The 21,146-nt window shown below is 62.4% G+C and carries 24 protein-coding genes and 1 tRNA gene; 13 read left to right on the top strand and 12 right to left on the bottom strand.

All coding sequences use genetic code 11. The features are described 5' to 3' along the window. The first annotated feature begins 19 nt into the window (after positions 1 to 19). From AC3WS7_RS01310 to AC3WS7_RS01325, 4 genes are all read left to right on the top strand, one after another. The gene (locus AC3WS7_RS01310) at positions 20 to 1,096 is read left to right on the top strand and encodes a 3'-5' exonuclease (RefSeq protein WP_492655109.1); all 1,077 of its coding nucleotides are present in this window, start codon (positions 20 to 22) and stop codon (positions 1,094 to 1,096) included. Between the two features lie 8 nt (positions 1,097 to 1,104). Continuing rightward, on the top strand, positions 1,105 to 1,785 hold the full coding sequence (locus AC3WS7_RS01315; protein ID WP_296465732.1) for a hypothetical protein: 681 nt from the start codon (positions 1,105 to 1,107) through the stop codon (positions 1,783 to 1,785). A 25-nt stretch (positions 1,786 to 1,810) separates the two neighbouring features. Beyond that, positions 1,811 to 2,704: a DMT family transporter gene (locus AC3WS7_RS01320; protein ID WP_492655110.1), complete on the top strand. Its 894-nt coding sequence runs from the start codon at positions 1,811 to 1,813 to the stop codon at positions 2,702 to 2,704. A gap of 167 nt (positions 2,705 to 2,871) precedes the next feature. Beyond that, positions 2,872 to 3,411: a hypothetical protein gene (locus AC3WS7_RS01325; RefSeq protein WP_492655111.1), complete on the top strand. Its 540-nt coding sequence runs from the start codon at positions 2,872 to 2,874 to the stop codon at positions 3,409 to 3,411. 55 nt (positions 3,412 to 3,466) lie between these two features. On the opposite strand, the gene AC3WS7_RS01330 is transcribed toward AC3WS7_RS01325, so the two are convergent. After that, a complete protein-coding gene (locus tag AC3WS7_RS01330; protein ID WP_492655112.1) occupies positions 3,467 to 4,315 on the bottom strand; it encodes an IclR family transcriptional regulator in 849 nt (282 codons plus the stop codon). A 147-nt stretch (positions 4,316 to 4,462) separates the two neighbouring features. On the opposite strand from AC3WS7_RS01330, the gene AC3WS7_RS01335 reads away from it, so the two are divergent. The 9 genes from AC3WS7_RS01335 to AC3WS7_RS01375 all read left to right on the top strand — a co-directional run bounded on the left by AC3WS7_RS01335 (position 4,463) and on the right by AC3WS7_RS01375 (position 13,073). Continuing rightward, positions 4,463 to 5,224 (top strand): SDR family oxidoreductase, encoded by a 762-nt coding sequence (locus AC3WS7_RS01335; RefSeq protein ID WP_492655113.1) that lies wholly within the window; start codon positions 4,463 to 4,465, stop codon positions 5,222 to 5,224. 28 nt (positions 5,225 to 5,252) lie between these two features. Beyond that, complete coding sequence (locus AC3WS7_RS01340) at positions 5,253 to 6,746, top strand: sugar ABC transporter ATP-binding protein (protein WP_296466458.1); 1,494 nt, start codon at positions 5,253 to 5,255, stop codon at positions 6,744 to 6,746. Between the two features lie 23 nt (positions 6,747 to 6,769). After that, positions 6,770 to 7,771: an ABC transporter permease gene (locus AC3WS7_RS01345; RefSeq protein WP_296465767.1), complete on the top strand. Its 1,002-nt coding sequence runs from the start codon at positions 6,770 to 6,772 to the stop codon at positions 7,769 to 7,771. Between the two features lie 98 nt (positions 7,772 to 7,869). Further along, complete coding sequence (locus AC3WS7_RS01350; RefSeq protein ID WP_296465770.1) at positions 7,870 to 8,811, top strand: ABC transporter substrate-binding protein; 942 nt, start codon at positions 7,870 to 7,872, stop codon at positions 8,809 to 8,811. 71 nt (positions 8,812 to 8,882) lie between these two features. Then, the gene (locus tag AC3WS7_RS01355) at positions 8,883 to 9,737 is read left to right on the top strand and encodes a fumarylacetoacetate hydrolase family protein (protein ID WP_296465772.1); all 855 of its coding nucleotides are present in this window, start codon (positions 8,883 to 8,885) and stop codon (positions 9,735 to 9,737) included. A gap of 1 nt (position 9,738) precedes the next feature. Then, a complete protein-coding gene (locus AC3WS7_RS01360; RefSeq protein WP_492655114.1) occupies positions 9,739 to 11,031 on the top strand; it encodes an L-fuconate dehydratase in 1,293 nt (430 codons plus the stop codon). After that, the gene (locus AC3WS7_RS01365; RefSeq protein ID WP_492655115.1) at positions 11,028 to 11,915 is read left to right on the top strand and encodes an L-fucono-1,5-lactonase; all 888 of its coding nucleotides are present in this window, start codon (positions 11,028 to 11,030) and stop codon (positions 11,913 to 11,915) included. The genes AC3WS7_RS01360 and AC3WS7_RS01365 overlap by 4 nt, the downstream gene beginning before the upstream one ends. A 22-nt stretch (positions 11,916 to 11,937) precedes the next feature. Further along, on the top strand, positions 11,938 to 12,714 hold the full coding sequence (locus AC3WS7_RS01370) for an L-fucose dehydrogenase (protein ID WP_492655116.1): 777 nt from the start codon (positions 11,938 to 11,940) through the stop codon (positions 12,712 to 12,714). Continuing rightward, complete coding sequence (locus tag AC3WS7_RS01375) at positions 12,711 to 13,073, top strand: L-rhamnose mutarotase (protein WP_492655117.1); 363 nt, start codon at positions 12,711 to 12,713, stop codon at positions 13,071 to 13,073. Before AC3WS7_RS01370 ends, AC3WS7_RS01375 begins: the two co-directional genes overlap by 4 nt. Positions 13,074 to 13,088: 15 nt before the next feature. Here AC3WS7_RS01375 and AC3WS7_RS01380 read toward each other — a convergent pair whose 3' ends face one another. The 11 genes from AC3WS7_RS01380 to AC3WS7_RS01430 all read right to left on the bottom strand — a co-directional run bounded on the left by AC3WS7_RS01380 (position 13,089) and on the right by AC3WS7_RS01430 (position 21,123). Continuing rightward, the gene (locus AC3WS7_RS01380; RefSeq protein ID WP_492655118.1) at positions 13,089 to 14,306 is read right to left on the bottom strand and encodes a hypothetical protein; all 1,218 of its coding nucleotides are present in this window, start codon (positions 14,304 to 14,306) and stop codon (positions 13,089 to 13,091) included. A gap of 2 nt (positions 14,307 to 14,308) precedes the next feature. Beyond that, positions 14,309 to 15,058: a hypothetical protein gene (locus AC3WS7_RS01385; protein ID WP_492655119.1), complete on the bottom strand. Its 750-nt coding sequence runs from the start codon at positions 15,056 to 15,058 to the stop codon at positions 14,309 to 14,311. Between the two features lie 16 nt (positions 15,059 to 15,074). Further along, positions 15,075 to 15,635, bottom strand: coding sequence for a hypothetical protein (locus AC3WS7_RS01390; protein WP_492655120.1), 561 nt, complete (start codon positions 15,633 to 15,635; stop codon positions 15,075 to 15,077). Positions 15,636 to 15,648: 13 nt separating this feature from the next. Continuing rightward, positions 15,649 to 15,924, bottom strand: a complete 276-nt coding sequence (locus tag AC3WS7_RS01395) for a DnaJ domain-containing protein (RefSeq protein WP_492655121.1) — start codon at positions 15,922 to 15,924, stop codon at positions 15,649 to 15,651. A gap of 94 nt (positions 15,925 to 16,018) precedes the next feature. Next, a tRNA-Asn gene (locus AC3WS7_RS01400) sits at positions 16,019 to 16,094 on the bottom strand. Positions 16,095 to 16,160: 66 nt separating this feature from the next. Then, positions 16,161 to 17,225, bottom strand: coding sequence for an NAD(P)/FAD-dependent oxidoreductase (locus tag AC3WS7_RS01405; RefSeq protein ID WP_296465798.1), 1,065 nt, complete (start codon positions 17,223 to 17,225; stop codon positions 16,161 to 16,163). 13 nt (positions 17,226 to 17,238) lie between these two features. Next, positions 17,239 to 17,568: a ferredoxin FdxA gene (gene fdxA / locus AC3WS7_RS01410; RefSeq protein WP_296465801.1), complete on the bottom strand. Its 330-nt coding sequence runs from the start codon at positions 17,566 to 17,568 to the stop codon at positions 17,239 to 17,241. Between the two features lie 108 nt (positions 17,569 to 17,676). After that, positions 17,677 to 19,008, bottom strand: a complete 1,332-nt coding sequence (locus AC3WS7_RS01415) for a sulfate adenylyltransferase subunit 1 (RefSeq protein WP_492655122.1) — start codon at positions 19,006 to 19,008, stop codon at positions 17,677 to 17,679. Next, a complete protein-coding gene (cysD, locus tag AC3WS7_RS01420) occupies positions 19,008 to 19,940 on the bottom strand; it encodes a sulfate adenylyltransferase subunit CysD (protein WP_296465806.1) in 933 nt (310 codons plus the stop codon). Before cysD ends, AC3WS7_RS01415 begins: the two co-directional genes overlap by 1 nt. Further along, positions 19,937 to 20,737 carry a phosphoadenylyl-sulfate reductase gene (locus tag AC3WS7_RS01425; protein WP_296465809.1) on the bottom strand — a complete coding sequence of 267 codons (801 nt, stop codon included), beginning with the start codon at positions 20,735 to 20,737 and terminating at the stop codon, positions 19,937 to 19,939. The genes cysD and AC3WS7_RS01425 overlap by 4 nt, the downstream gene beginning before the upstream one ends. Further along, the gene (locus AC3WS7_RS01430) at positions 20,734 to 21,123 is read right to left on the bottom strand and encodes a DUF934 domain-containing protein (RefSeq protein ID WP_492655123.1); all 390 of its coding nucleotides are present in this window, start codon (positions 21,121 to 21,123) and stop codon (positions 20,734 to 20,736) included. The genes AC3WS7_RS01425 and AC3WS7_RS01430 overlap by 4 nt, the downstream gene beginning before the upstream one ends. Positions 21,124 to 21,146: the final 23 nt, after the last annotated feature.

The following is a 21,146-nucleotide window of genomic DNA, read 5'->3' on the forward strand; positions in this document are numbered from 1 at the left end:
GTCATTTGCAGGTGCCCCCGTGACCCAACCCCTCGATTCGCAGCTGGGCTTTGCCTTTTTGGCCGAGCTGCCCACCCTGGACCTCGCGCCGCCCAAGCGCGCGGCCCGCGCGCCCAAGGCCGCCGCCAAGTCTGCAACCGCCAAGCCCACCCCGCCGCAGGCGCCCACACCTGCCGCCGCACCCACCGCCACGCTGGACGCCGAAGCCATGGCCCAGGCGCTGGAAGCCCATCCCGACTACCGTGTGCAGCGCCGCCTGGTGCCCCGGCTGGACTGGCCCGGCACGGCGCAGGGCGCCGTCCAACGCATCCTGGTGCTGGACACCGAAACCACCGGCCTAGACCAGGCCCGGGAAAAAATCATTGAGCTCGCGCTGCTGCGCGTGGACGTGGATACGGCCACCGGCTTGCCGGTGGGCCCGGTGCAGGTGTACGACGGGCTGGAAGACCCGGGCAAGCCGATTCCGGCCGAGGTGGTGAAGATCACCGGCATTACGGACGCCGACGTGCAGGGCCAAGCGCTGGACGAGGCCCGCGTGGCGGAGCTGCTGCAGGGTGTGGACGTGGTGATTGCCCACAACGCCGGCTTTGACCGCCCGTTTGTGGAGAGCCGCTTGCCCGCGTTTGCCAAGGTGGCCTGGGCCTGTTCGTTTGCCGATATCGACTGGAAAGCCCAGGGCCGCGGCTCCGCCAAGCTGGAAAGCCTGGCGCAGGCGCTGGGCCTGTTCTACGACGCGCACCGCGCCGAAATGGACTGCCATGCACTCTTGGCCGTGCTGGCGGCACCGCTGCCCCAGGGCTCGGGCACTGCGCTGGCCCACCTGCTGCAGGCGGCGCGCAACCCCAGCTACCGCCTGAGCGCGACCAACGCCCCGTTTGAGGCCAAGGATTTGCTCAAGGCGCGTGGCTACCGCTGGAACGCCGACCAGCGCGTCTGGGCCACCCGCCTCTCTGACGACGCCGCGCTGCATGCCGAGTTTGCCTGGCTCAAAGAGCAGGTCTACAACAACCGCCACGCTGCAGTGCAGATCGAGACGCTGGATGCGCTGGCCAAGTACTCGGCCCGCAGCGGCGTGACGGTACACCAGCAACTTTAGGAACCTATATGGCACTTCTGGGCAGCGCAGCATTGGCGATGTGGTGGGACATGGCTCCCGACATGAATGCCGAGTTTCAGGACTGGCACTCGCACGAGCATTTCCGGGAGCGTTTGGGCATTCCGGGTTTCAGCCGCGCCACCCGCTGGAGCAGCGCCGACGGCGGGGAGGGCGTGCTCCAGGTCTACGAGCTGGATGCCCACCGCACGCTGTCGTCACCCGCCTACCTGGCGCACCTGAATGCGCCGTCGCCCTGGTCCACCAAGATGATGCCGCACCACCGCAACATGGTGCGCAGCCAGTGCCATGTGCTGGAGTCCAGCGGTGGTGCGGTGGCCCGCCATGCGCTGGCCCTGCGCATCTCGCCAGCGTCCGGTGCCGATGCAGCGCTGCAGGCGTCTTTGAAAGCGGTGTTGGCCCGGCTGGCAGACCAGCCCGGCTGTGTGGGCGGGCACCTGCTTCGCCACGAAGCGCCGGTCATCGCCCAGACCACGGAGCAAAAAATCCGCGGTGGTGACCGGTATGCCGATTGGGTGCTGCTGGTGATGGGCTACGACCTGGGCGCCTTGACGGCGTTGGCGGCCAGCACGCTGAGCCCGGACGCTTTGGTGGCGCTGGGTGCGCAGCCGGGTGCCTTTAGCGGGCTGTATACCTTGTCGTTTTCTGCCACGGCAGACGAGCTGGCCTGAGGGCGTGGCCCGATAAGATCCGGGGATGAGTTCTTCCCCGCATTCCCAGGCCGTCAGCACCTTTACCTCTCTCACTCCCTTGTTGTTTGTGGCGCTGTGGAGCACCGGCTTCATTGGCGCCAAGTTTGGCCTGCCCGATGCGGGGCCGCTGACCTTTTTGAGCCTGCGCTACGCCATTGTGCTGGTGCTGATGGGGGCGCTGGCCTGGGCCACACGTGCGCCCTGGCCGCGCACGGTGCGGGAATGGCTGCACATCGGCGTATCAGGTCTGCTGGTGCATGCGGTCTACCTGGGCGGTGTGTTCATCGCCATTGGCAAGGGGCTGCCCGCGGGGGTGACGGCGCTGGTGGTGGGGCTGCAGCCCGTGTTGACCGCGCTGGGGGCCGGTGTGTTCCTGGGCGAGCGCGTGCGGCCTGCGCAGTGGCTGGGTCTGGCGCTGGGTTTTGTGGGCGTGGGCCTGGTGGTGGCGCACAAGGTGGTGACTGGTGCGAGCGGTGGTGCGCTGCTTGGCATGCTGCTGCCTGTGGTGGTGGCGCTGCTGGCCATTACGGCAGGCACGCTGTACCAGAAGCGCTACTGCCACGCGTTTGACCTGCGCAGCGGCTCGGTCATCCAGTTCCTGCCCAGCTTGCTGGCCACGCTGCTGGTGGCCAGCCAGACCGAGACCCTGCAGATCCACTGGACTGGGTCGTTTGTATTTGCGCTGGCGTGGCTCGTGCTGGTGCTCTCGCTGGGCGCGGTGAGCCTGCTCAATGTGTTGATCCGCAGTGGCAGCGCGGTCAATGTGGCCAGCCTGTTTTACCTGGTGCCACCGTGCACCGCGCTGATCGCCTGGGCCCTGTTTGGCGAGACACTGACCGGGCTGGCGCTGCTGGGCATGGCGCTGACGGTGTTTGGTGTGTGGCTGGCGCGCAAATAGGGATTGCGTGGCGCAAGGTGTGTTTTCACCCGTTTGGGGGATGGGCAAACCCCAGCCCTTTGCCTAGACTCGCGCGCAGCATGGCTGCGTCGCCAACACCCGCGTACAAGGAGAGGCTGGCCTGCTGATAACACAAGCAACACAACACTCAGGGAGAGTGGCAAGCCATGAAGAAGAAAGAAGTCAAAGCCAAGGTCAACACCCTGCTGGGCTCCGGTGTGGGCAAAACGGCCGTATTTCGGCTGCTGTCTGACCACGGCGTGCGCGACAGCGTGCTGGCGCACTACATCGCATCCCATGTGGGGGCCGCTGAGGTGGACGAACATGCCAGCAAGATCGACTGGCTGCTGTGGATCATGTATGCCCAAGCCTTGCTCGGGTTGTGGATAGGCTGGGGTCTGGGCGCTACGTTTGGGCCCGTCGGCAAAGGCGTGGTGATTGCGCTGTGCGCCGGCATGCCGCTGCTGTTTGCCTGGGGGTTTTACAAAAACCTGGTGGGGTACTACAACGCCTACCTCCTGCTGCAGATCGTGCAGCTTCCCAAGGCCTTCAAGGATTTTGGCACCCAGCCCGTCATCACCTTGGTGGTGGTGGCGATCAGCGTCGCGGTGCTGGCCTATGTCTGGTATGTGCGTTCCAAGCTGTTTCCGGACTTTCTCGCGTTTTCGCCCAGGAAGCTTTCTGGCAAGTACGTGTTTGTGAGTTAAATCGCTGCCTAGCCCGCGCAGCTACTGCGCAAACAGCTATTGAATTTATAGCAATTCAGATCACCTCCCGCGCCATGCCCTGCGTCAGCGACAGGGCCTGCGCCGCGTGGCGCAGGGATTCGCGTACCTCTTCCATTTGCGGGCCCACGTGCCGGTCGATACGGCGGATGTAGGGGCAGGTGAGGGTGGCCAGGGCGGTGTTGTCGGGCCCCAGGATGGGGAAGGAGATATCCACCACCCCCAGCGTCTGTGCACTGTCCCGCTCCAGGTAGCCGCGTTTGCGGATGCTGGCCAGGGTGGCTTGCAGCTCGGCCTCGGTGATGGGCACCTCACCGTCCAGCGGCGTGTGTTCAGCCAGCATGCGGCGGTAGCTGCCTTCGTCGGCATAGGCCAGCAGCAGGTGGCCCGAGGCGGTGTCCAGCAGGCCCACACGTGCTCCGCGCTGCACCGCAAAGCTCCAGCCGCTGGGGCTGTTGATCTGGGCGCTGATGAGTACGTTGCCGCGGTCATACACCCCCATGTGGCAGGACTGTTCGGCCTTGCGGGCAAACTCGTCCATCACCGGCAGGGCCTGGTTGATGAGCCGGCTCAGGGGCGGATGCATATTGGCCAGCGCAAACAATTTCAGGCTCAGCGCATAGCGGTCGCCAGACGGGTTGCGCATGACGTATTGGCGTGCCACCAGGCGCTCCAGCATGCGGTAGATCTCGCTGGCGCTGCGGTCCATTTCTTTCACGATCTCGGCGCGTGTCAGCCCATGCGGCTGGGTGGCCAGCAATTCCAGAATGTCCAGGCCTTTGTCGAGTGCAGGTGCGCGGTAGCGGTCTTCGGGGGGCAGCGTGGATTCGTCCTGCTCTTTGGTCTTGGGGCTGCGGCCGCGGGCTTTGGGAGGGGGCGTGGTCATGGTGGGCACTTTCGAGGAAGGTTTTTATAGCAGAGCCCTGCAGCGCTAGGGTAAGTACTAGGCGTTGGTCGCGCAAAGCTGCCTATCATTCTGCTTCATACATGAATAGTTTGTTCATATTTAAATTATTAAACCGGAGTCAGCAGCATGGGTCAAGGGCGTTTGCAAGGTAAAACAGTGCTCATCACCGCAGCGGCCCAGGGCATTGGCCGGGCCAGTGCACTGGCCTGTGCGGCAGAAGGTGCACGTGTGATCGCCACCGATATCAACCAGGCATTTCTGGACAGCCTGGCCGCAGAGCACAGCAGCATTCAGGTGGAACTGCTGGATGTGCGCAGCGACGCGGCGGTGGCGGCATTGGCAGCGCGCACGCCTGCGCTGGACGCCTTGTTCAATTGCGCCGGCATGGTGGCCAATGGCAGCGTGCTCGACGGCACCGAGGCCGACTGGGACCTGAGCTTTGACCTGAACGTGAAAAGCATGTTCCGCATGACGCGGGCCTTTCTGCCGGCCATGTTGGCCAAGGTGCAAACCCAGGGCGGCAGCGTGTCCATCATCAATATGGCGTCCATGGCGTCCAGCATCAAAGGGTTTGCCAACCGTTGCGCCTATGGCACCACCAAGGCCGCCGTCATTGGCCTGACCAAATCCATCGCAGCTGACTACGTGAAGGCGGGCGTGCGCGCCAACGCACTGTGCCCGGGCACGGTGGATACACCGTCCCTGCGCGGACGCATTGCCAGCGCCGCCGACCCGGTGCAGGCCGAAAAAGACTTTATTGCGCGCCAGCCCATGGGGCGCCTGGCTTCGGTGGACGACATCACGCCCATGGTGGTGTTTTTGGCCAGCGACGAGTCCCGTTTTGTCACCGGGCAGACGCTGCTGGTGGACGGTGGTGTCACCATCTGATGATGCCCACTGCTACAAAGGCCTGACTGTGACCGCACTGGTTTCCGTACAAAACCTCAGCAAATCGTTTCCGGGTGTGCGTGCGCTCGATGGCGTGCGCTTTGACCTGATGCCCGGTGAGGTGCATGCCCTGATGGGCGAAAACGGCGCGGGTAAGTCCACGCTGATGAAAATCCTGGCAGGCGTGTACCGCAAAGACAGCGGCGAAGTGTTGCTGGATGGCAAGCCCGTGGAGATCGAGAGCCCGGCCCATGCACAGTCACTGGCCATCGGCATCATCCACCAGGAGCTGCATCTGATGGGCCACCTGACGGCGGCACAAAACATCTTTCTGGGCCGTGAGCCGCGCAAGGCCGCGGGCCTGCTGTTGGACGAAGCGCAGCTCAACCGCGATGCCCAGGCCCTGTTTGACCGCTTGAACCTGCAGTTGTCGCCCACCACGACGATTGGTGACTTGACCGTGGCACGCCAGCAGATGGTGGAGATTGCCAAGGCCCTGTCCCACAAGTCGCGTGTGCTGATCATGGATGAGCCCACGGCTGCGCTGAACAACGCCGAGATCGAGGAGCTGTTTCGCATCATTCGCCAGCTCAAGAGCGAGGGGGTGGGCATTGTCTACATCTCGCACAAGATGGATGAGATCCAGCGCATTGCCGACCGTATCACCGTGATGCGCGATGGTGCCTACATCGCCACCGTGCCATCTGCCACGCCCATGTCGGAGGTGATTGCGATGATGGTGGGGCGCAAGCTGGACCATGTGCAGAAGACGATTCCCGACACCTCCGCCAACGAGGTGCTGCTGGATGTGCGGGGGGTGAACCGCGGGCGCGCCATCCGCGATGTGAGTTTCACCGTGCGCCGTGGCGAAATTTTGGGTTTTGCCGGTCTTATGGGCGCTGGCCGTACCGAGGTGGCGCGTGCGGTGTTTGGCGCCGACCCTATTGACTCCGGCGAAGTGCGGGTGCGGGGGCAGGTGGTTCGTCTGACCTCCCCTACCGATGCGGTGGAGGCGGGCATTGGCTACCTGTCGGAAGACCGCAAGCATTTTGGCCTGGCCACCGGCATGGATGTGGAATCCAACATCACCTTGCCCAGCTTGAAGCGTTGGCTCAAATGGGGGATGTTCCTGAACCGGCCGGCGATCCAGGCCGTCTCGCAGCAGATGGTGGAGAAGCTGCGCATCAAGACACCATCGCTGACGCAGACGGCCAAGCTGCTGTCGGGTGGCAACCAGCAGAAGGTGGTGATTGCCAAGTGGCTGGTGCAGGACTGCGAAGTGCTGATTTTTGACGAGCCTACCCGCGGTATTGACGTGGGGGCCAAGAGCGAGATCTACAAACTCCTGAACGACCTGGCCGCGCAGGGGCGCGCCATCATCGTGATCTCCAGCGAACTGCCCGAGGTGCTGCTGTTGAGCCACCGCATTGTGGTGATGTGCGAAGGCCGCATCACCGGTGAGGTGCGCGGTGACGAAGCCACGCAGGAAAGCCTGATGGCCCTGGCAACCCGGCGCGACTGACTAGAAAAATACAAGGTTTAGCAATGACACAAACGACTTCCTCTTCTTCCTGGTTGGCTCGCCTGTCGGGTGGCCAGGCCAAACAAAAACTCTTGGCCTTTGCCAGCCTGATTGCCTTGATCCTGGTGTTCACCGTGCTCAAGCCCGATGCCTTCATGACGCAGGACAACATCATTGGCATCCTGCAGTCCACCACCGTGATTGGGGTGCTGGCCATTGCCAGTACCTTCATCATCATCACCTCGGGTATTGACCTCTCGGTGGGGGTTTTGATGACGTTCAGTGCCGTGATGGCGGGCGTGTTCATGGTGAACCTGGGGATGCCCATGCCACTGGGCGTGGTGTGTGCGCTGGGCATGGGGGCCTTGTCGGGCTGTGTGTCCGGCCTGGCCATCACCAAGCTCAAGGTACCCCCCTTTATTGCCACGCTGGGCATGATGATGTTGCTCAAGGGCCTGTCCTTGCTGATCACCCAGACCCGCCCGATTTACTTTAGCGATGTGGAGGGCTTTGACCAGATCTCCCTGGGGTCCCTGATCGGTGACGTGTTCCCGTCGCTGCCGATTCCCAATGGGGTGCTGATCCTGTTTCTGGTGGCCATCGTCTGTGCCGTGGTGCTGAACAAGACTGCCCTGGGGCGCTACACCTTTGCGCTGGGCAGCAATGAAGAAGCGGTGCGACTCTCGGGTGTGAATGTGGACCGCTGGAAAGTCATCATTTACACCTTTTCCGGCGGGATTTGCGGCATTTCGGGTTTGTTGATTGCCTCCCGCCTGAACTCGGCCCAGCCTGCGCTGGGGCAGGGTTATGAACTCGACGCCATCGCCGCCGTGGTGATTGGCGGGACCTCGCTCAGTGGCGGTGTGGGCACCATTCTGGGCACCATCATCGGCGCTTTCATCATGAGTGTGCTGATCAACGGCCTGCGCATCATGTCGGTGGCCCAGGAGTGGCAGATGGTGCTCACCGGTCTCATCATCATCCTGGCGGTTTACACCGACAACCTGCGCCGCAACAAGAAGTAAGGAGACCGAACGACACCCCATGCACAGCCCCCGGCTTTTTGATTCTTTTCCCCCTTGTGATTCCGTGTGACATAACTTTTTCTAACAGGAGACAACCCATGAACGCAAAACGACAACTGCTGGCTTTGACTGCCGGCTTGGCACTGGCTGGTTTTTCCAGCTTCGCTACCGCCCAGGAGATTTACATCCCCCTGGTGTCCAAAGGCTTCCAGCACCAGTTCTGGCAAGCCGTGAAGCAGGGCGCTGACCAGGCCGCCAAGGACTACAAGGTGAAGGTCACCTTTGAAGGCCCGGAAACCGAGCAGCAAGTGGACAAGCAGATCGACATGCTGTCGGCGGCCATGGCCAAGAAGCCCGCTGCCATCGGATTTGCCGCGCTGGACAGCAAGGCCGCCATTCCGCTGCTGAAGAAGGCACAGGCCGCCAAAGTCCCCGTCATCGCCTTTGACTCGGGTGTGGACAGCGACATCCCGGTGACCACCGCCACCACCAACAACGTGTCTGCCGCTGCACTGGCAGCTGACAAGATGGCCGAGAAGATCGGTGGCGAAGGCGAAGTGGCCGTGATTGCCCATGACCAGACCAGCCGCACCGGTGTGGACCGCCGCGACGGTTTCCTGAACCAGATCAAGGCCAAGTACCCCAAGATCAAGGTGGTGGACGTGCAGTACGGCGGTGACCAGCTGAAGTCTGCGGAAATCGCCAAGGCCCTGGTGCAGGCCCACCCCAAGCTGAAGGGCATTTTTGGTACCAATGAGCCGGGTGCCATCGGTGCTGGCAAAGGCATCAAGGAAGCCAAGAAGACCGGTGTGACCATCATCGGCTTTGACTCGGGCAAGGCACAGAAGGACATGATCAACGACGGCACCATTGCTGGCTCGATCACCCAGAACCCCGTGGGCATTGGCTACAAGACTGTGGAAGCCGCTGTGAAGACACTCAAAGGTGAAAAACTGCCCAAGATCATCGACACCGGTTTCTACTACTACGACAAGAGCAACATGAACGATCCCAAGATCGCTGCGGTTCTTTACGATTGATTTTTCCCGGGGGGCGAGCCCGCTGCGTAGCGTTGGCTTGCCCCGTTTGTTGTTACTTTGAGGATAAGACTGTGAAACTTTTACGCTACGGATTGCCAGGTCAGGAAAAGCCCGGTGTGTTGGATGCCCAAGGCCGCGTGCGCGACCTGTCGGGACAGATTGCCGATGTGGCTGGTGCCGCGCTGCTGCCCGAGAGCCTGGCGCGTTTGCGTGGCGTGAACATCGAGAGCTTGCCCCTGGTGGCAGGCACTCCGCAGAAAGACTTGCGCCTCGGAGCCTGTGTAGGCCAGGTCGGCAAGTTCATTTGCATCGGACTGAATTACTCCGACCATGCGGCGGAGAGCGGCATGCAGGTGCCGCCCGAGCCCGTGGTCTTCAACAAGTGGACCAGCGCCATCGTCGGCCCCGATGACCAGGTGGAAATTCCGCGTGGCTCAGTCAAGACCGACTGGGAAGTGGAACTGGGCGTGGTGATTGGCAAGGGCGGTCGTTACATCGAGGAAGCCGATGCACTGTCCCATGTAGCGGGCTACTGTGTGGTCAACGATGTGTCCGAGCGCGAATACCAGCTGGACCGCAGTGGTACCTGGGACAAGGGCAAGGGCTGCGACACCTTTGGCCCCACCGGCCCCTGGCTGGTGACGGCGGATGAAGTGCCTGATCCGCAGGCCCTGAAGATGTGGCTGGAGGTGGATGGCAAACGCTTTCAGAACGGCAGCACCTCCACCATGGTGTACGGCGTGAAGTTCCTCATTGCCTACCTGAGCAAATTCATGAGCCTGCAACCGGGCGACGTGATTTCCACTGGCACCCCGCCCGGTGTGGGCATGGGCCAGAAGCCGCCGCAGTACCTGCGCGCCGGCCAAGTGATTCACCTGGGCATTGACGGCCTGGGCACCCAAACCCAGAAGACCATCCAGGCCTGACATGAGCAAGATCACCCATATGCGCGTCGTGGACGTGCGCTTTCCCACGTCCCAACACCTGGATGGCTCGGATGCCATGAACCCGGATCCGGACTATTCTGCGGCGTATGTGATCCTGGAAACTGACCAGCCCGGCCTGGAAGGCCATGGCCTCACATTCACGATTGGCCGTGGCAACGAGATCTGCTGCGCCGCCATCGAAGCCATGCGCCATCTGGTGGTGGGCCTGGACATGGCCTGGGTGGCCGAAGACATGGGCCGCTTCTGGCGCTACATCACGTCCGACAGCCAACTGCGCTGGATTGGCCCGGACAAGGGCGCGATCCACCTGGCCACGGGCGCGGTGGTCAACGCGGTGTGGGACCTGTGGGCCAAGCAGGAGGGGGTGCCGGTGTGGGCCCTGGTGGCGCGCATGAGCCCCGAAGAGCTCGTCAAGCTGATCGACTTTCGTTACATCACCGACTGCATCACGCCCGAAGAAGCCTTGGCCCTGTTGCAAAAGCAGGCTGTGGGCAAGGCCGAACGCTGGGCCACGCTGGAGCGCGAGGGCTACCCTTGCTACACCACGTCCGCCGGCTGGCTGGGCTACGACGATGACAAGCTGCGCCGCCTGTGCCAGGAGGCCATTGACGCGGGCTTCAACCACGTGAAGATGAAGGTGGGCCGTGACAAGGCCGACGACATCCGCCGCCTGACCATCGCCCGCGAAGTACTGGGCCCGAACCGCCAGCTCATGATCGACGCCAACCAGGTGTGGGACGTGCAACAGGCGGTGGAATGGGTCAAGGACCTGGCCTTCTGCAAGCCCTGGTTCATTGAAGAGCCCACCAGCCCGGACGACATCGAAGGTCACCGCGTGATCCGCGAGGGTGTGGCCCCCGTGAAGGTGGCAACCGGCGAGATGTGCCAGAACCGCATCATCTTCAAGCAGCTCATCATGCGCGGTGCCATTGACGTGGTGCAGATCGACTCCTGCCGCCTGGGGGGGGTGAACGAAATTCTGGCGGTGATGTTGATGGCTGCCAAATACAACTTGCCGGTGTGCCCGCACGCCGGGGGCGTGGGCCTGTGTGAATACGTGCAGCATTTGTCCATGATCGACTACCTGTGTATCGCTGGTACCCGCGAGGGGCGTGTGATCGAGTACGTGGACCATCTGCACGAGCACTTCAAGGAGCCGTGTGTGATTGAGAATGCGGCGTATATGCCGCCCAAGGCACCGGGCTTCTCGATTGAGATGAAACCCGAATCGCTCCAGCACTACACCTTCCAACTCCAAGCCAAAGCGGCATGAAAATCGACACCCACCAGCACTACTGGCGTTACCGTGCCGAGGAGTTTCCCTGGATCAGCGAAGCCATGCCCGCCTTGCAGCGGGACTGCATGCCGGTGGACTGCGAGGCGGCCATGCGGGCTGCGGGCGTGGATGCCGTGGTGGCGGTGCAGGCGCGCACCCTGGCAGCAGAAACCGATTTTTTGCTGCGGGTGGCCGACCACAACCCTGAGGTGATTGGTGTGGTGGGTTGGGCCGACCTGGCGGGGGCAGATCTGGAACATCGGCTGGACCAATGGGGCGCGCATGCGGCCTTCAGGGGCCTGCGCCACATCCTGCAGGATGAGCCAGACGTGGGGGCCTGGGTGAATGCGCCGGCCATCAACCAGGGCCTGCGCGCTTTGCAGCAGCGGGGCCTGGTCTATGACGTGCTGGTGTTTGACCACCAGTTGCCCGCGGTGACCGAGTTTTGTGCCCGCCATGACAAACATTGGCTGGTGTTGGACCATGTGGGCAAACCTGCGGTGCGGGACTGGATGCGCAACGCCGAGGTGTCCCGCCGCTGGAGCACTTGCATCCGCGAACTGGCTACCTTGCCGCATGTGATGTGCAAACTGTCGGGGGCGGTGACCGAAGCGGACTGGGGTGCGCACCGCGGCATCACGCCCGAGGACGCCAAAATCATCTTGTCCTGCTTTGACCAGGCGCTGGAGGCTTTTGGACCGCAACGGCTGATGTTCGGTTCGGACTGGCCGGTGTGCCAGCTTGCGGCTCCTTACGAAGCAGTACACGGCCTGGCGCACAAATGGGCCAGCTCCCGCTTGACCGTGCGTGAGCAAGATGCCTTCTGGAGCGGCAACGCCGTGCGTTGTTATGGCCTGAATGTGCAGGCACTGACCGATTGACCTTTTTTAACCGAGAGTTTCCATGGATCTGCATTTGAAAGACAAGGTGGTCATCGTGACCGGCGGCGCCAGCGGTATTGGCGCGGCCATTTCGCTCACGTTGGCCGAAGAGGGAGCGATTCCCGTCATTCTGGGCAAAAGCCCCATGTCCCCGGAGTTTGCGCAGCAGTTGCAAGCCAAAACAGCACAGCACCTGTTTGTCCAGGTCGAGCTGTCCGACGAAGCCGCATGCCGTGCTGCCGTCGAACAGACCGTGGCCCGATTCGGGCGCATCGATGGCTTGGTGAACAACGCCGGTGTGAACGACAGCATTGGGTTGGAGGCGGGGCGCGACGCCTTCATCGGCTCGCTGGAGCGTAACCTGATTCATTACTACGTGATGGCGCACTACTGCGTGCCCCACCTCAAGGCCGTGAAGGGCGCCATCGTCAACGTGTCTTCGAAAACCGCGTTGACGGGCCAGGGCAACACCAGCGGGTACTGTGCCTCCAAGGGGGCGCAACTCTCTCTGACCCGGGAATGGGCCGCCGCGCTGCTGAACGACGGCGTGCGTGTGAATGCCCTGATTCCGGCGGAAGTGATGACGCCCTTGTACGAGCGCTGGATCCAGACCTTTGACAAACCGGAGGAAAAATTGGCCGCCATCACCGCCAAGATTCCCCTGGGCCACCGCATGACCACTTCCGAAGAGATGGCACGCATGTGTGTCTTCCTGCTGTCCGATGCGTCCTCCCATACCACGGGGCAATGGGTGTTTGTGGACGGTGGTTACACCCACCTGGACCGGGCCCTGTCATGAGCGAGGCGGCCCCCGGAATCACCCGTTACGCGCTGGCACTGGACCTGGTGGACGATGCCCAACGCATTGCGGACTACGAAAAAGCCCACGAAAGAATCTGGCCCGAGGTCCGTGAACACCTGCGCGGGCAGGGGGTGCTGCAGATGGAGATTTTCCGGCTCGGCACACGCCTCTTCATGGTGATGGAGGTGGACCCTGCGGTGTATAGCGCCGAGCGCATGGCCCAAGCTTCGCTGGACAACCCGGCCATAGTCCGCTGGGAAACGCTGATGTGGACCTACCAGGCACCCACACCGTGGACACCAGCAGGTGAGAAGTGGGTGCCTATGGCGAAGATTTTTGACCTGGCCGCACAGTAGGCACGTGCCCGGTTTCTAAGCCGAGATATTGCATTCACGCCGCAAGAGCGCGACCGCATCGTTGAAGGTGTAGTCGTGGTCGCTTTCCAGCGTGGGGCGGGCGTCTTCAATGAAGTTGTCCCACAGGCTGGTGTAGTCGTCCAGGTGCTGGGCAGGCGCGTGCTCTGCAATGAAGGCGCTGGCCAACGCGGGCTGCAGGCCTGATTTGCGGATCTTGCGCACCAGGGTACCTGCAGCTTTTTCGGTCAGCAGGGTTTTGGGCGTGCTGCCCGCCGCCATGCACAGGAACAGAGTCAGCAGCGAGCTCTCGTCGTCGTTGCCGCCAGTGGCCTTGTCCCAGACCTTGTTGCTGGTGCGTTCAAAGTGGTCCACCTCGGCCAGCATGTCTTCCTGCCAGAAATAGCGACCCATGAAAGCGGGCGTCTGGTCAAACAGCTTGCGCGCGGGGACGGTGGACTCCAGCCATTTGGGGGCGTCTTGCATGAGGGACTGGCGCACGGTGTCCACCACTTCGGTGTATTCGTCCGGTAGTTCTTTGGGCAGCGGTATCTTGAACTTCTCGGTCTGGCCCGCAAACTTCTTGCGCAGCGCCAGCACCATCTTTTCGAACAACACCCAGTCAGGCATCTCGGTGCGTTTGAGTGCCATAGCGAGCAGGCCCGTGCGGATCACTGCCTCTGCGTCTTTGCCTGCTTCTTCCAGTGCGTCTTCGTCTACCCCCAGCTGCTGCGCCATCCAGATGGCTGCGTCCACCACGGCCGCCACGCGGCTGCGGCTGGCCAGTTCGGCCTGGTAGTCGGGCAGGCTGCGCAGCGTCCATTTGGCCAGCAGCGGAATGTGCTCGTCGCGAAAGCCTCGGCGTTCGTTCATGCCGAAGTGGGTGGTCTGTGGCATGGCGATCAGCGCCTTGAGCATGTCGGAGCCCCCCTTGGAGCGCGAGAGAAAGCTGTGGTCACGCAGGGCCTCGGCGGCGCGGTGCAGGTCGCCACCGCTGCTGTGCTCCAGGTACAGGCTCACCAGGTTGACCATGCGGTCTTTGGCCTGCTCCAGCTCGGGGCGCAAAAATTCGGTGCCAAAGTAACGCGCAATTTGCACCATGCCCTTGGGCGCATCGGTGCAGATGGTGTCCAGCCGGGCCTGGTCAATCAGGCCGTGTTGCGCGCCAAATGCCAGCGCCTTCTCGAAGAAGGGGCGGGCATCAAACAGGGAGACGGCTTGCGGCTGCACAGACATGGTCAGATGGCAGATTCTTCGTCGTCGTCACGGGCGGCGGGTGTGGCCTTGCCGCGGTCGGTGTCGCCGGTTTCGACCTTGCCGTCGTCTTCCTCGGTCTCTTCCTCATCGTCCAGTCCCAGGTCGTGGGCGCGGGCCTTGGCACGCAGTACCAGCAACATTTCAATGAACAGGTCGGGCAGCTCATGGCGCAACAGCCAGGCCATCTGCATCCAGTCCTGGTCGGCGACCTCGTCCAGCTCCACGCGCGGGCGCACATAGGCGGACTGGTACAAGGCCTGTTCCGACAGCATCTCGCCATCGTCTTCCACCGTATCAAACACGCCGGTGCGGGCAAAGGCTTCGATACGGCTCCACTTTTCGGTGAAATAGTCGGCCAGGGCCTCGCTGCCGCCTTCCAGGTCACCAATGGCGGTCAGAAACTCGATGGCCTCTGCCGACTCGTCGCGGAAGATGACCGAGTTCATCATGCCGCGCAGATGGGTGCGGGTGAGGTCTTTGTATTGTTTTTCAATGACCACGGCGTGGGCAAATTGCGGCGGGGTGATCAGCAGGTTGACGATGGACTCCTTGGAGTCGTCGTACTCGCGGATCACGGCCAGAATGTCTTTGGCTGGCAGCTGCTCCAGTACCACCAGCAGGGCACCATCGCCCTCGCTGTCGGCCAGCTCGGTCAGCACGGATTCCGCTCCCACGATGTCGCCAGCGGCGATGAGGGCTTGGGTTTTTTCAATCAGGGCAAGTTGGGACATCGTGTTCTCAGCTCAATCAGTCTTTGTGGTCAAAGCCTTGTTCCACCATCCAGGCGGCGCCTTCTTTTTCGCTCACGCGGGCTGCACGTTCGTCTTCGTCCAGGCCCTCGTCCTCACCTTCGCGGGTGTCATCGTCCGCGTCTTCACGGTCCTCGTCGTCTTCGTCGCTGTGCGCAGCGGCACGGCTGTCGGGGCGGCCATACATGTACTCCAGGGCTGCTGCCACCGACATGAACCAGGCACCGGCAGGCTGCTGCAGCACCTGGCTCACCAGGGGGCGGGCAGCCGGCAGCACTTCCACCGTGTCGCTCACGCTGTCCCACTCCGGCAGGTCTTCCGACTCGTGCGAGATCAGATGGTTCATGGCGGTGGTGGACTTGAAGCGGAAGGATTGGTGGAAAACCACGGCCACCATCTCGGGGCTGAGCTCCAGCATGCTGATCAGGAAGCCCAGTTCCTTGCGGCGCTCGGCCAGCTTTTTGGGCAACATGTGTTTGCCCTCGGAGTCAGAGGCCAGGTCGTCGATCTCGGCCTCGTAGGCGCTGCGCAGGTGCTGAAAAAACGGGGAAATGCTCATGAAGGGGTGTTACTCACAGAATGCGGGCGAAATAGGTGTTCCAGATCTCGCGGGCGGTGTCGATCGGGCTGTCCAGCAGGCCACGGCGGCGGTTGTCGTCGTAGGCCTGGCGTTTGCTGTCATCAGACAGGGTTTCATAGGCTTCCTGTACTTCACGAAAGCGTTGTGCCGCGTCCGCGGCCGGGTTGCGGTCTGGGTGGTAGAGCGCAGCTTTTTGGCGGAATGCCTTCTTGATATCGGCCAGCGTGGCTGCGCTGTTGAGCCCGAGGGCGGCGTAATGGTCTTTCATGCAGCGGCTTTCAGCGAAGCGCATTGTGGCGGACAAAGAAAAAACCCCGCTACCGAAAAAGTAGCAGGGTTTCTTGCACCCTTGCGGGTTAATTTGGCTCCTCAACCTGGGCTCGAACCAGGGACCTACGGATTAACAGTCCGGCGCTCTACCAACTGAGCTATTGAGGAATTGAGCCTCGAATTATAGCGTGGTTTTTTCGGTGTTTTGGAAAGTGTCCAATTTTTTCGAAGAAGTCACGATTTTTTTTGCGGCGTCTGCACACCCAGCAGTGCATGCAGACGCGGACTGGTGGTGGTGTACTGCAGCATGACATTCTTCTCGGGAAAGATGAATGGCATGGCGCCGTAGGCAGCGAGTGTAGCTTCATGGAAGCCGCACACAATCAATTTCCTCTTGCCGGGGTAGTGGTTGATGTCACCCACGGCAAACACACCCGGCACATTGGTGCCAAAGTCTTCAGTATTCACCTGCACCTGTTTGCGCTCCATGGCCAAGCCCCATTCGGCAATCGGACCCATCTTGGGCGAGATACCGAGGAAGACCAGCAACTGGTCGGTGGGCAGTGCATGGCTTTCGCCTTCGCCGTCCAGAATCTGCAGGGCCTTGAGATTGCCGCCTGGGGCCTCAAAGCCGGTGATCTGTGCCGCTGCAAAGCGCAACGCGCCGCTGGCACGCAAAGCCTGCACACGCGCCTGGGTATCGGGTGCCGCGGTGAACACATCGCGCCGGTGCAGCAGGGTGACCGAGGCCGGGCGGTGGGTGTTGCCGGGGGCCAGCACCTCCAAGGCGCACTCCAGTGCGGCATCGCCACCACCGTGGATCACTACATGGCGTTTGGCCAGCGTATGCAGGTCGGGGGTGCGGTAGTGCAGTTGGGTGTGTTCAAAAGCGGCAATGCCTTCCAGCTGCAGGCTGCGGGCGACAAAGGCCCCGACGCCGGCGGCCACAAACAGGGCTTTGGTACAGAACTGCTGACCCGTCGTGGTGGTCAGGTGAATACGGCCGTCGTCCTGGCGCTGCACGGAGGCGACTTGTTGGCTGAAATGCAGGTGTGCACCAAATGGTGCGATTTGCTGCAACAAGCGCTCAGTCAAACCGCGTCCGGTGGTGACCGGCACGGCGGGGATGTCGTAAATGGGTTTGTCGGGGTAGAGCTCGACGCACTGGCCGCCCGCGTAGGGCAGGGCATCGATCACATGGGCCTGGACTTCGAGCAGGCCGAGCTGGAAAACCTGGAACAGGCCCACCGGGCCTGCGCCTATCACGACGGCATCGGCTTCAATGGCGGGTGTAGCCATGCCCTGTACCGCGTCAGCGGATCAACTGCGACAACTTGCCAGTTTTGTCTTTCCACTCCTCGGCGTCATCCAGCGGGGCTTTGCGCTTGGTGATGCTCTTCCAGCCGGGCAGCTTGGCCAGGTCGGCGTTGAGCTGGATCATGTGCTGTTGGTCCTTGGGCGCGTCTTCTTCGGCGTAAATCGCGTTGACCGGGCACTCAGGGATGCAGACGGCGCAGTCGATGCACTCATCGGGGTCGATGGTCAGAAAGTTGGGGCCTTCGCGGAAGCAGTCCACGGGGCACACGTCCACGCAGTCGGTGTATTTGCACTTGATACAGGCTTCGGTGACGATGTGTGTCATGTTATTTGGCGGCTAGTAGTAGTAAATGTGGCATCAAAGTGCCAAGCCCTTGATTTTATTGGGTTTTGAAGGTGCCCCTGAAAACAGGGGCGACTCCTTTGCGTTGTATCAACCCAGCAGCAACGCACCCGAGGTTTTGTGGCTGGCCGTGTCCACCAGAATCAGCGAGCCCAGCACCCGGCTTTGCGCATAGGGCAGGGCCGCAATCGGCTCTTGCAGGGACACTTCAATGTGGCCAATGGCGTTGGGCAGGATTTCCTTGGCATCGTGTTCTTCCAGCGTGTTGATGTCCAGGCTGTGCACGATACGCTTGACCTTGGCCTTGATCCAGCGGTGGCCATGCAGCGCCAGATACACGCGGCCAGCCACCAGGGGTTCATCGTCCATCCAGGCCACGGTGGCCTTGATCTCGCGCGTGGTCTCAAAATGGCTGGGGGCGTCGTTGGAGGCCAGAATCCAGTCGCCGCGCGACACGTCCACCTCGCGGTCCAGCACCAGGCCGGCACCATGGCCTGCGCCCACATTTTTGGCCACGCGGGCGTGGTTCAGCACCTGGGCCACCACAGCGGTCTTGCCGCTGGGCAGGATGGAGACGGTATCGCCGGGCTGCACGGTGCCGGTGGCCACACGGCCCCAGAACACGCGGCGGCCCTTGCTGGTGTCCGCCGAGTCGTGGAACTTCTCGACCCACTGCACCGGGAACGCAAAGGGCACGTCAGTCTCGGCGGCGGTCACGGGCAGGGTTTCCAACAGCGCCAGCAGGCTGGGGCCGGTGTAGCCGCACCAGCCGGGGTTGGCCGTCACCACGTTGTGGCCCTTGAGGGCAGACATGGGGATGGTGGCGGTGATGGCAATGCCCGCTTGTGCGGCAAAAGCCTGCAGTGCTTCGGTGATCTTGGCAAAGGCCTTGGCCGCATCGTCGCCCAGCGCGTCGAGCTTGTTCACGGCGAAGATGATGCCGGGCACACGCAGCAGGTTCACCAGCAGGCTGTGGCGGCGGGTCTGGGGCAGCAGCTCCACCAGACCGTCCACATTCCACTTGAGTTTTGTGGCGTCCACCAGCACCACGGCGGCGTGGGCGCTGCTGGCGGCGGTGACCATGTTGCGGGTGTACTGCTCATGGCCGGGTGCATCGCCAATGATGAACTTGCGCGTGGGGGTGGCGAAGTAGCGGTAGGCCACGTCGATGGTGATGCCTTGCTCGCGCTCAGCGCTCAATCCGTCGGTGAATAGCGCCAGGTCGGCCTCGCCGCTCTTGGAGACGTTGGCCAGCTGGTCTTGCAGCACCGAGCGGCTGTCCACCAGCAGGCGGCCAATCAGCGTGCTCTTGCCGTCGTCCACACTGCCGCAGGTGATGAAGCGCAGGGCGGAAGATGTGTCATTTATGCCGCTAGCGCCCGTCGATGTTGCGGGAGTAGCTATAGAAACAGTAGCGTTCATCAAAAGTATCCGTCCTTTTTGCGCTTCTCCATCGAAGCCTCAGAAGTCTTGTCGTCCATGCGGGTGGCGCCGCGTTCGCTCACGTCGGCGGCCAGGGTTTCGATCACGATGTCGGCGGCCGTTGCGGCCGTGCTTTCCACCGGGCAGGTGCAGGTGATGTCACCCACGGTGCGGAAGCGCACATCGCGGCTTTCAATCTGCTCGCCGTCCTTGGCGGGGGTCAGGTCCGTCACCGGCACCAGCAGGCCCTTGCGCTCCACCACATCACGTTTGTGCGTGTAGTACAGGCTTGGCAACGCGATCTTTTCGCGCTCGATGTATTGCCACACGTCCAGCTCGGTCCAGTTGCTGATGGGGAACACGCGGAAGTGTTCGCCGGGCTGCAGGCGGGTGTTGAACAGCGTCCACAGCTCGGGACGCTGTGCCTTGGGCTGCCACTGGCCGAAGCTGTCGCGGTGGGAAAAGATGCGCTCCTTGGCGCGGGCCTTTTCCTCGTCGCGGCGGGCGCCGCCGATCAGCGCGTCAAAGCGGAATTCGTCGATGGCTTCGAGCAGTGTCACCGACTGGTGCACATTGCGGCTTTCACCCGGGTGGGCCAGGCGCACGGTGCCGCGTGCCATGGAGTCTTCGACGCTGCGCACGATCAACTCAGCGCCAAGCTCTTTGGCGCGGAAGTCGCGGAAATCGGTCACTTCATGGAAGTTGTGGCCGGTGTCGATCATCAAGAGCGGGTAGGGGATGCGGCCTACGCCAAAGGCCTTTTCGGCGCACTTGAGCATGACCAGCGAGTCCTTGCCGCCGGAGAACAACAGGGCGGGGCGCTCAAAGGCGGCCGCCACTTCGCGCAGGATGAAGATGGTTTCTTCTTCCAGCGCATCGAGGTGCTGGTTGGAGAGGCGGTCGAAATGGGAGGTATCTGTCATGGCGTTCATGCTTTTGCTTCTTCGTGTTTCACGTGCAGGCCGCATTCCTTGGCGGCCTCGTCTTCCCACCACCAGCGGCCGGAGCGGAAATCCTCGCCCAGGCTGATGGCGCGGGTGCAGGGCTCGCAGCCAATGCTGGGGAAAAACTGGTCGTGCAGCGGGTTGTAGTCCAGCTTGTTGGCCTGGATGTAGTGCCACACGTCGCCCCAGGTCCAGTTGGCCAGGGGATTGATCTTGGTGCGTTTCTCGCTCGTGTCCACCAACGGCACGTCGGCGCGCGCGCCGGATTGCTCGCGGCGCAGGCCGGTGATCCAGGCATCCTTGCCCTTCAGGGCGCGGTCCAGTGGCTCCATCTTGCGGATGCCGCAGCAGGCCTTGCGCAGCTCGATGCTCTTGTACATCGCGTCTTGGCCTTCGCGGCCCACAAACTGGATGACGGACTCTTGCACGGGCGTATAGACGGTGACGGCGGCGCGGCTGGACGCCTTGAAGCGCTCCAGCAGGTCCAGCGTTTCCTGGTGCAGGCGGCCGGTTTCGAGCACGAAGATACCGATGTCCAGCTTCAGGCTGTTGATCAGGTGGCTGATGACCACGTCTTCGGCGCCCAGGCTGGAGGCCTGGGTGACTTTGGCGGGGCCACCGTCTTCACCGGCAAACTGGGCTGCGGCCTGGGCCAGCACGGCCTGGGCTTCGGCCAGTTTGATGATGTACTCGCCGCTGGGGGCGGCGTTGCGTGTGATGGCGCTGCCTGCGGGCTGGGCCTGGGGCGCAAAGCGGCCGGCCAGGCTGGATGTTTCTGCGCTCATGCGGTGGCTCCTTCACGCGCAAACACGGGCTTCACGGTGACTGCATCACCCTGGTAGAAGCCGCGGTAGCGGTCGAATTGGCGCTGGGCGAAGTCCACATTCTGGTCTTCGCGCAGCACGGCCACGTCAAAGCCCGTGCGTTCCATCTGTACCAGTTGGTCGATCAGCACATCGCCGGTGGCGCGGATTTCGCCGGTAAAGCCCAGGCGGCGGCGCAGCAGGAAAGCCTGGCTGTAGGCGCGGCCGTCGGTGAACTTGGGGAAATGCAGGTCGATGCGGGCAACACCTGTCAGATCCAGCGCGCGTGGGTCTTCGGTATTGGCGATTTCAAGCACTTTTATGCCCTCAGAGCCCGTGGAGTGTGCGGAAGCAGCTATCAATTTCATAGTGAGTTCTCTCTGTCAACGGG

It is taken from the genome of Rhodoferax sp. EU05-FHT12H12 (assembly GCF_058791215.1).

What these genes read in the sequence shown, in the direction of transcription:
- AC3WS7_RS01315 (WP_296465732.1), top strand. Translation starts at nt 1,105, where the DNA reads ATGGCACTTCTGGGCAGCGCAGCATTGGCGATGTGGTGGGACATGGCT.
- AC3WS7_RS01320 (WP_492655110.1), top strand. Translation starts at nt 1,811, where the DNA reads ATGAGTTCTTCCCCGCATTCCCAGGCCGTCAGCACCTTTACCTCTCTC.
- AC3WS7_RS01325 (WP_492655111.1), top strand. Translation starts at nt 2,872, where the DNA reads ATGAAGAAGAAAGAAGTCAAAGCCAAGGTCAACACCCTGCTGGGCTCC.
- AC3WS7_RS01330 (WP_492655112.1), bottom strand. Translation starts at nt 4,315, where the DNA reads ATGACCACGCCCCCTCCCAAAGCCCGCGGCCGCAGCCCCAAGACCAAA.
- AC3WS7_RS01335 (WP_492655113.1), top strand. Translation starts at nt 4,463, where the DNA reads ATGGGTCAAGGGCGTTTGCAAGGTAAAACAGTGCTCATCACCGCAGCG.
- AC3WS7_RS01345 (WP_296465767.1), top strand. Translation starts at nt 6,770, where the DNA reads ATGACACAAACGACTTCCTCTTCTTCCTGGTTGGCTCGCCTGTCGGGT.
- AC3WS7_RS01350 (WP_296465770.1), top strand. Translation starts at nt 7,870, where the DNA reads ATGAACGCAAAACGACAACTGCTGGCTTTGACTGCCGGCTTGGCACTG.
- AC3WS7_RS01360 (WP_492655114.1), top strand. Translation starts at nt 9,739, where the DNA reads ATGAGCAAGATCACCCATATGCGCGTCGTGGACGTGCGCTTTCCCACG.
- AC3WS7_RS01365 (WP_492655115.1), top strand. Translation starts at nt 11,028, where the DNA reads ATGAAAATCGACACCCACCAGCACTACTGGCGTTACCGTGCCGAGGAG.
- AC3WS7_RS01370 (WP_492655116.1), top strand. Translation starts at nt 11,938, where the DNA reads ATGGATCTGCATTTGAAAGACAAGGTGGTCATCGTGACCGGCGGCGCC.
- AC3WS7_RS01375 (WP_492655117.1), top strand. Translation starts at nt 12,711, where the DNA reads ATGAGCGAGGCGGCCCCCGGAATCACCCGTTACGCGCTGGCACTGGAC.
- AC3WS7_RS01380 (WP_492655118.1), bottom strand. Translation starts at nt 14,306, where the DNA reads ATGTCTGTGCAGCCGCAAGCCGTCTCCCTGTTTGATGCCCGCCCCTTC.
- AC3WS7_RS01385 (WP_492655119.1), bottom strand. Translation starts at nt 15,058, where the DNA reads ATGTCCCAACTTGCCCTGATTGAAAAAACCCAAGCCCTCATCGCCGCT.
- AC3WS7_RS01390 (WP_492655120.1), bottom strand. Translation starts at nt 15,635, where the DNA reads ATGAGCATTTCCCCGTTTTTTCAGCACCTGCGCAGCGCCTACGAGGCC.
- AC3WS7_RS01395 (WP_492655121.1), bottom strand. Translation starts at nt 15,924, where the DNA reads ATGAAAGACCATTACGCCGCCCTCGGGCTCAACAGCGCAGCCACGCTG.
- AC3WS7_RS01405 (WP_296465798.1), bottom strand. Translation starts at nt 17,225, where the DNA reads ATGGCTACACCCGCCATTGAAGCCGATGCCGTCGTGATAGGCGCAGGC.
- fdxA (WP_296465801.1), bottom strand. Translation starts at nt 17,568, where the DNA reads ATGACACACATCGTCACCGAAGCCTGTATCAAGTGCAAATACACCGAC.
- AC3WS7_RS01415 (WP_492655122.1), bottom strand. Translation starts at nt 19,008, where the DNA reads ATGAACGCTACTGTTTCTATAGCTACTCCCGCAACATCGACGGGCGCT.
- cysD (WP_296465806.1), bottom strand. Translation starts at nt 19,940, where the DNA reads ATGAACGCCATGACAGATACCTCCCATTTCGACCGCCTCTCCAACCAG.
- AC3WS7_RS01425 (WP_296465809.1), bottom strand. Translation starts at nt 20,737, where the DNA reads ATGAGCGCAGAAACATCCAGCCTGGCCGGCCGCTTTGCGCCCCAGGCC.
- AC3WS7_RS01430 (WP_492655123.1), bottom strand. Translation starts at nt 21,123, where the DNA reads ATGAAATTGATAGCTGCTTCCGCACACTCCACGGGCTCTGAGGGCATA.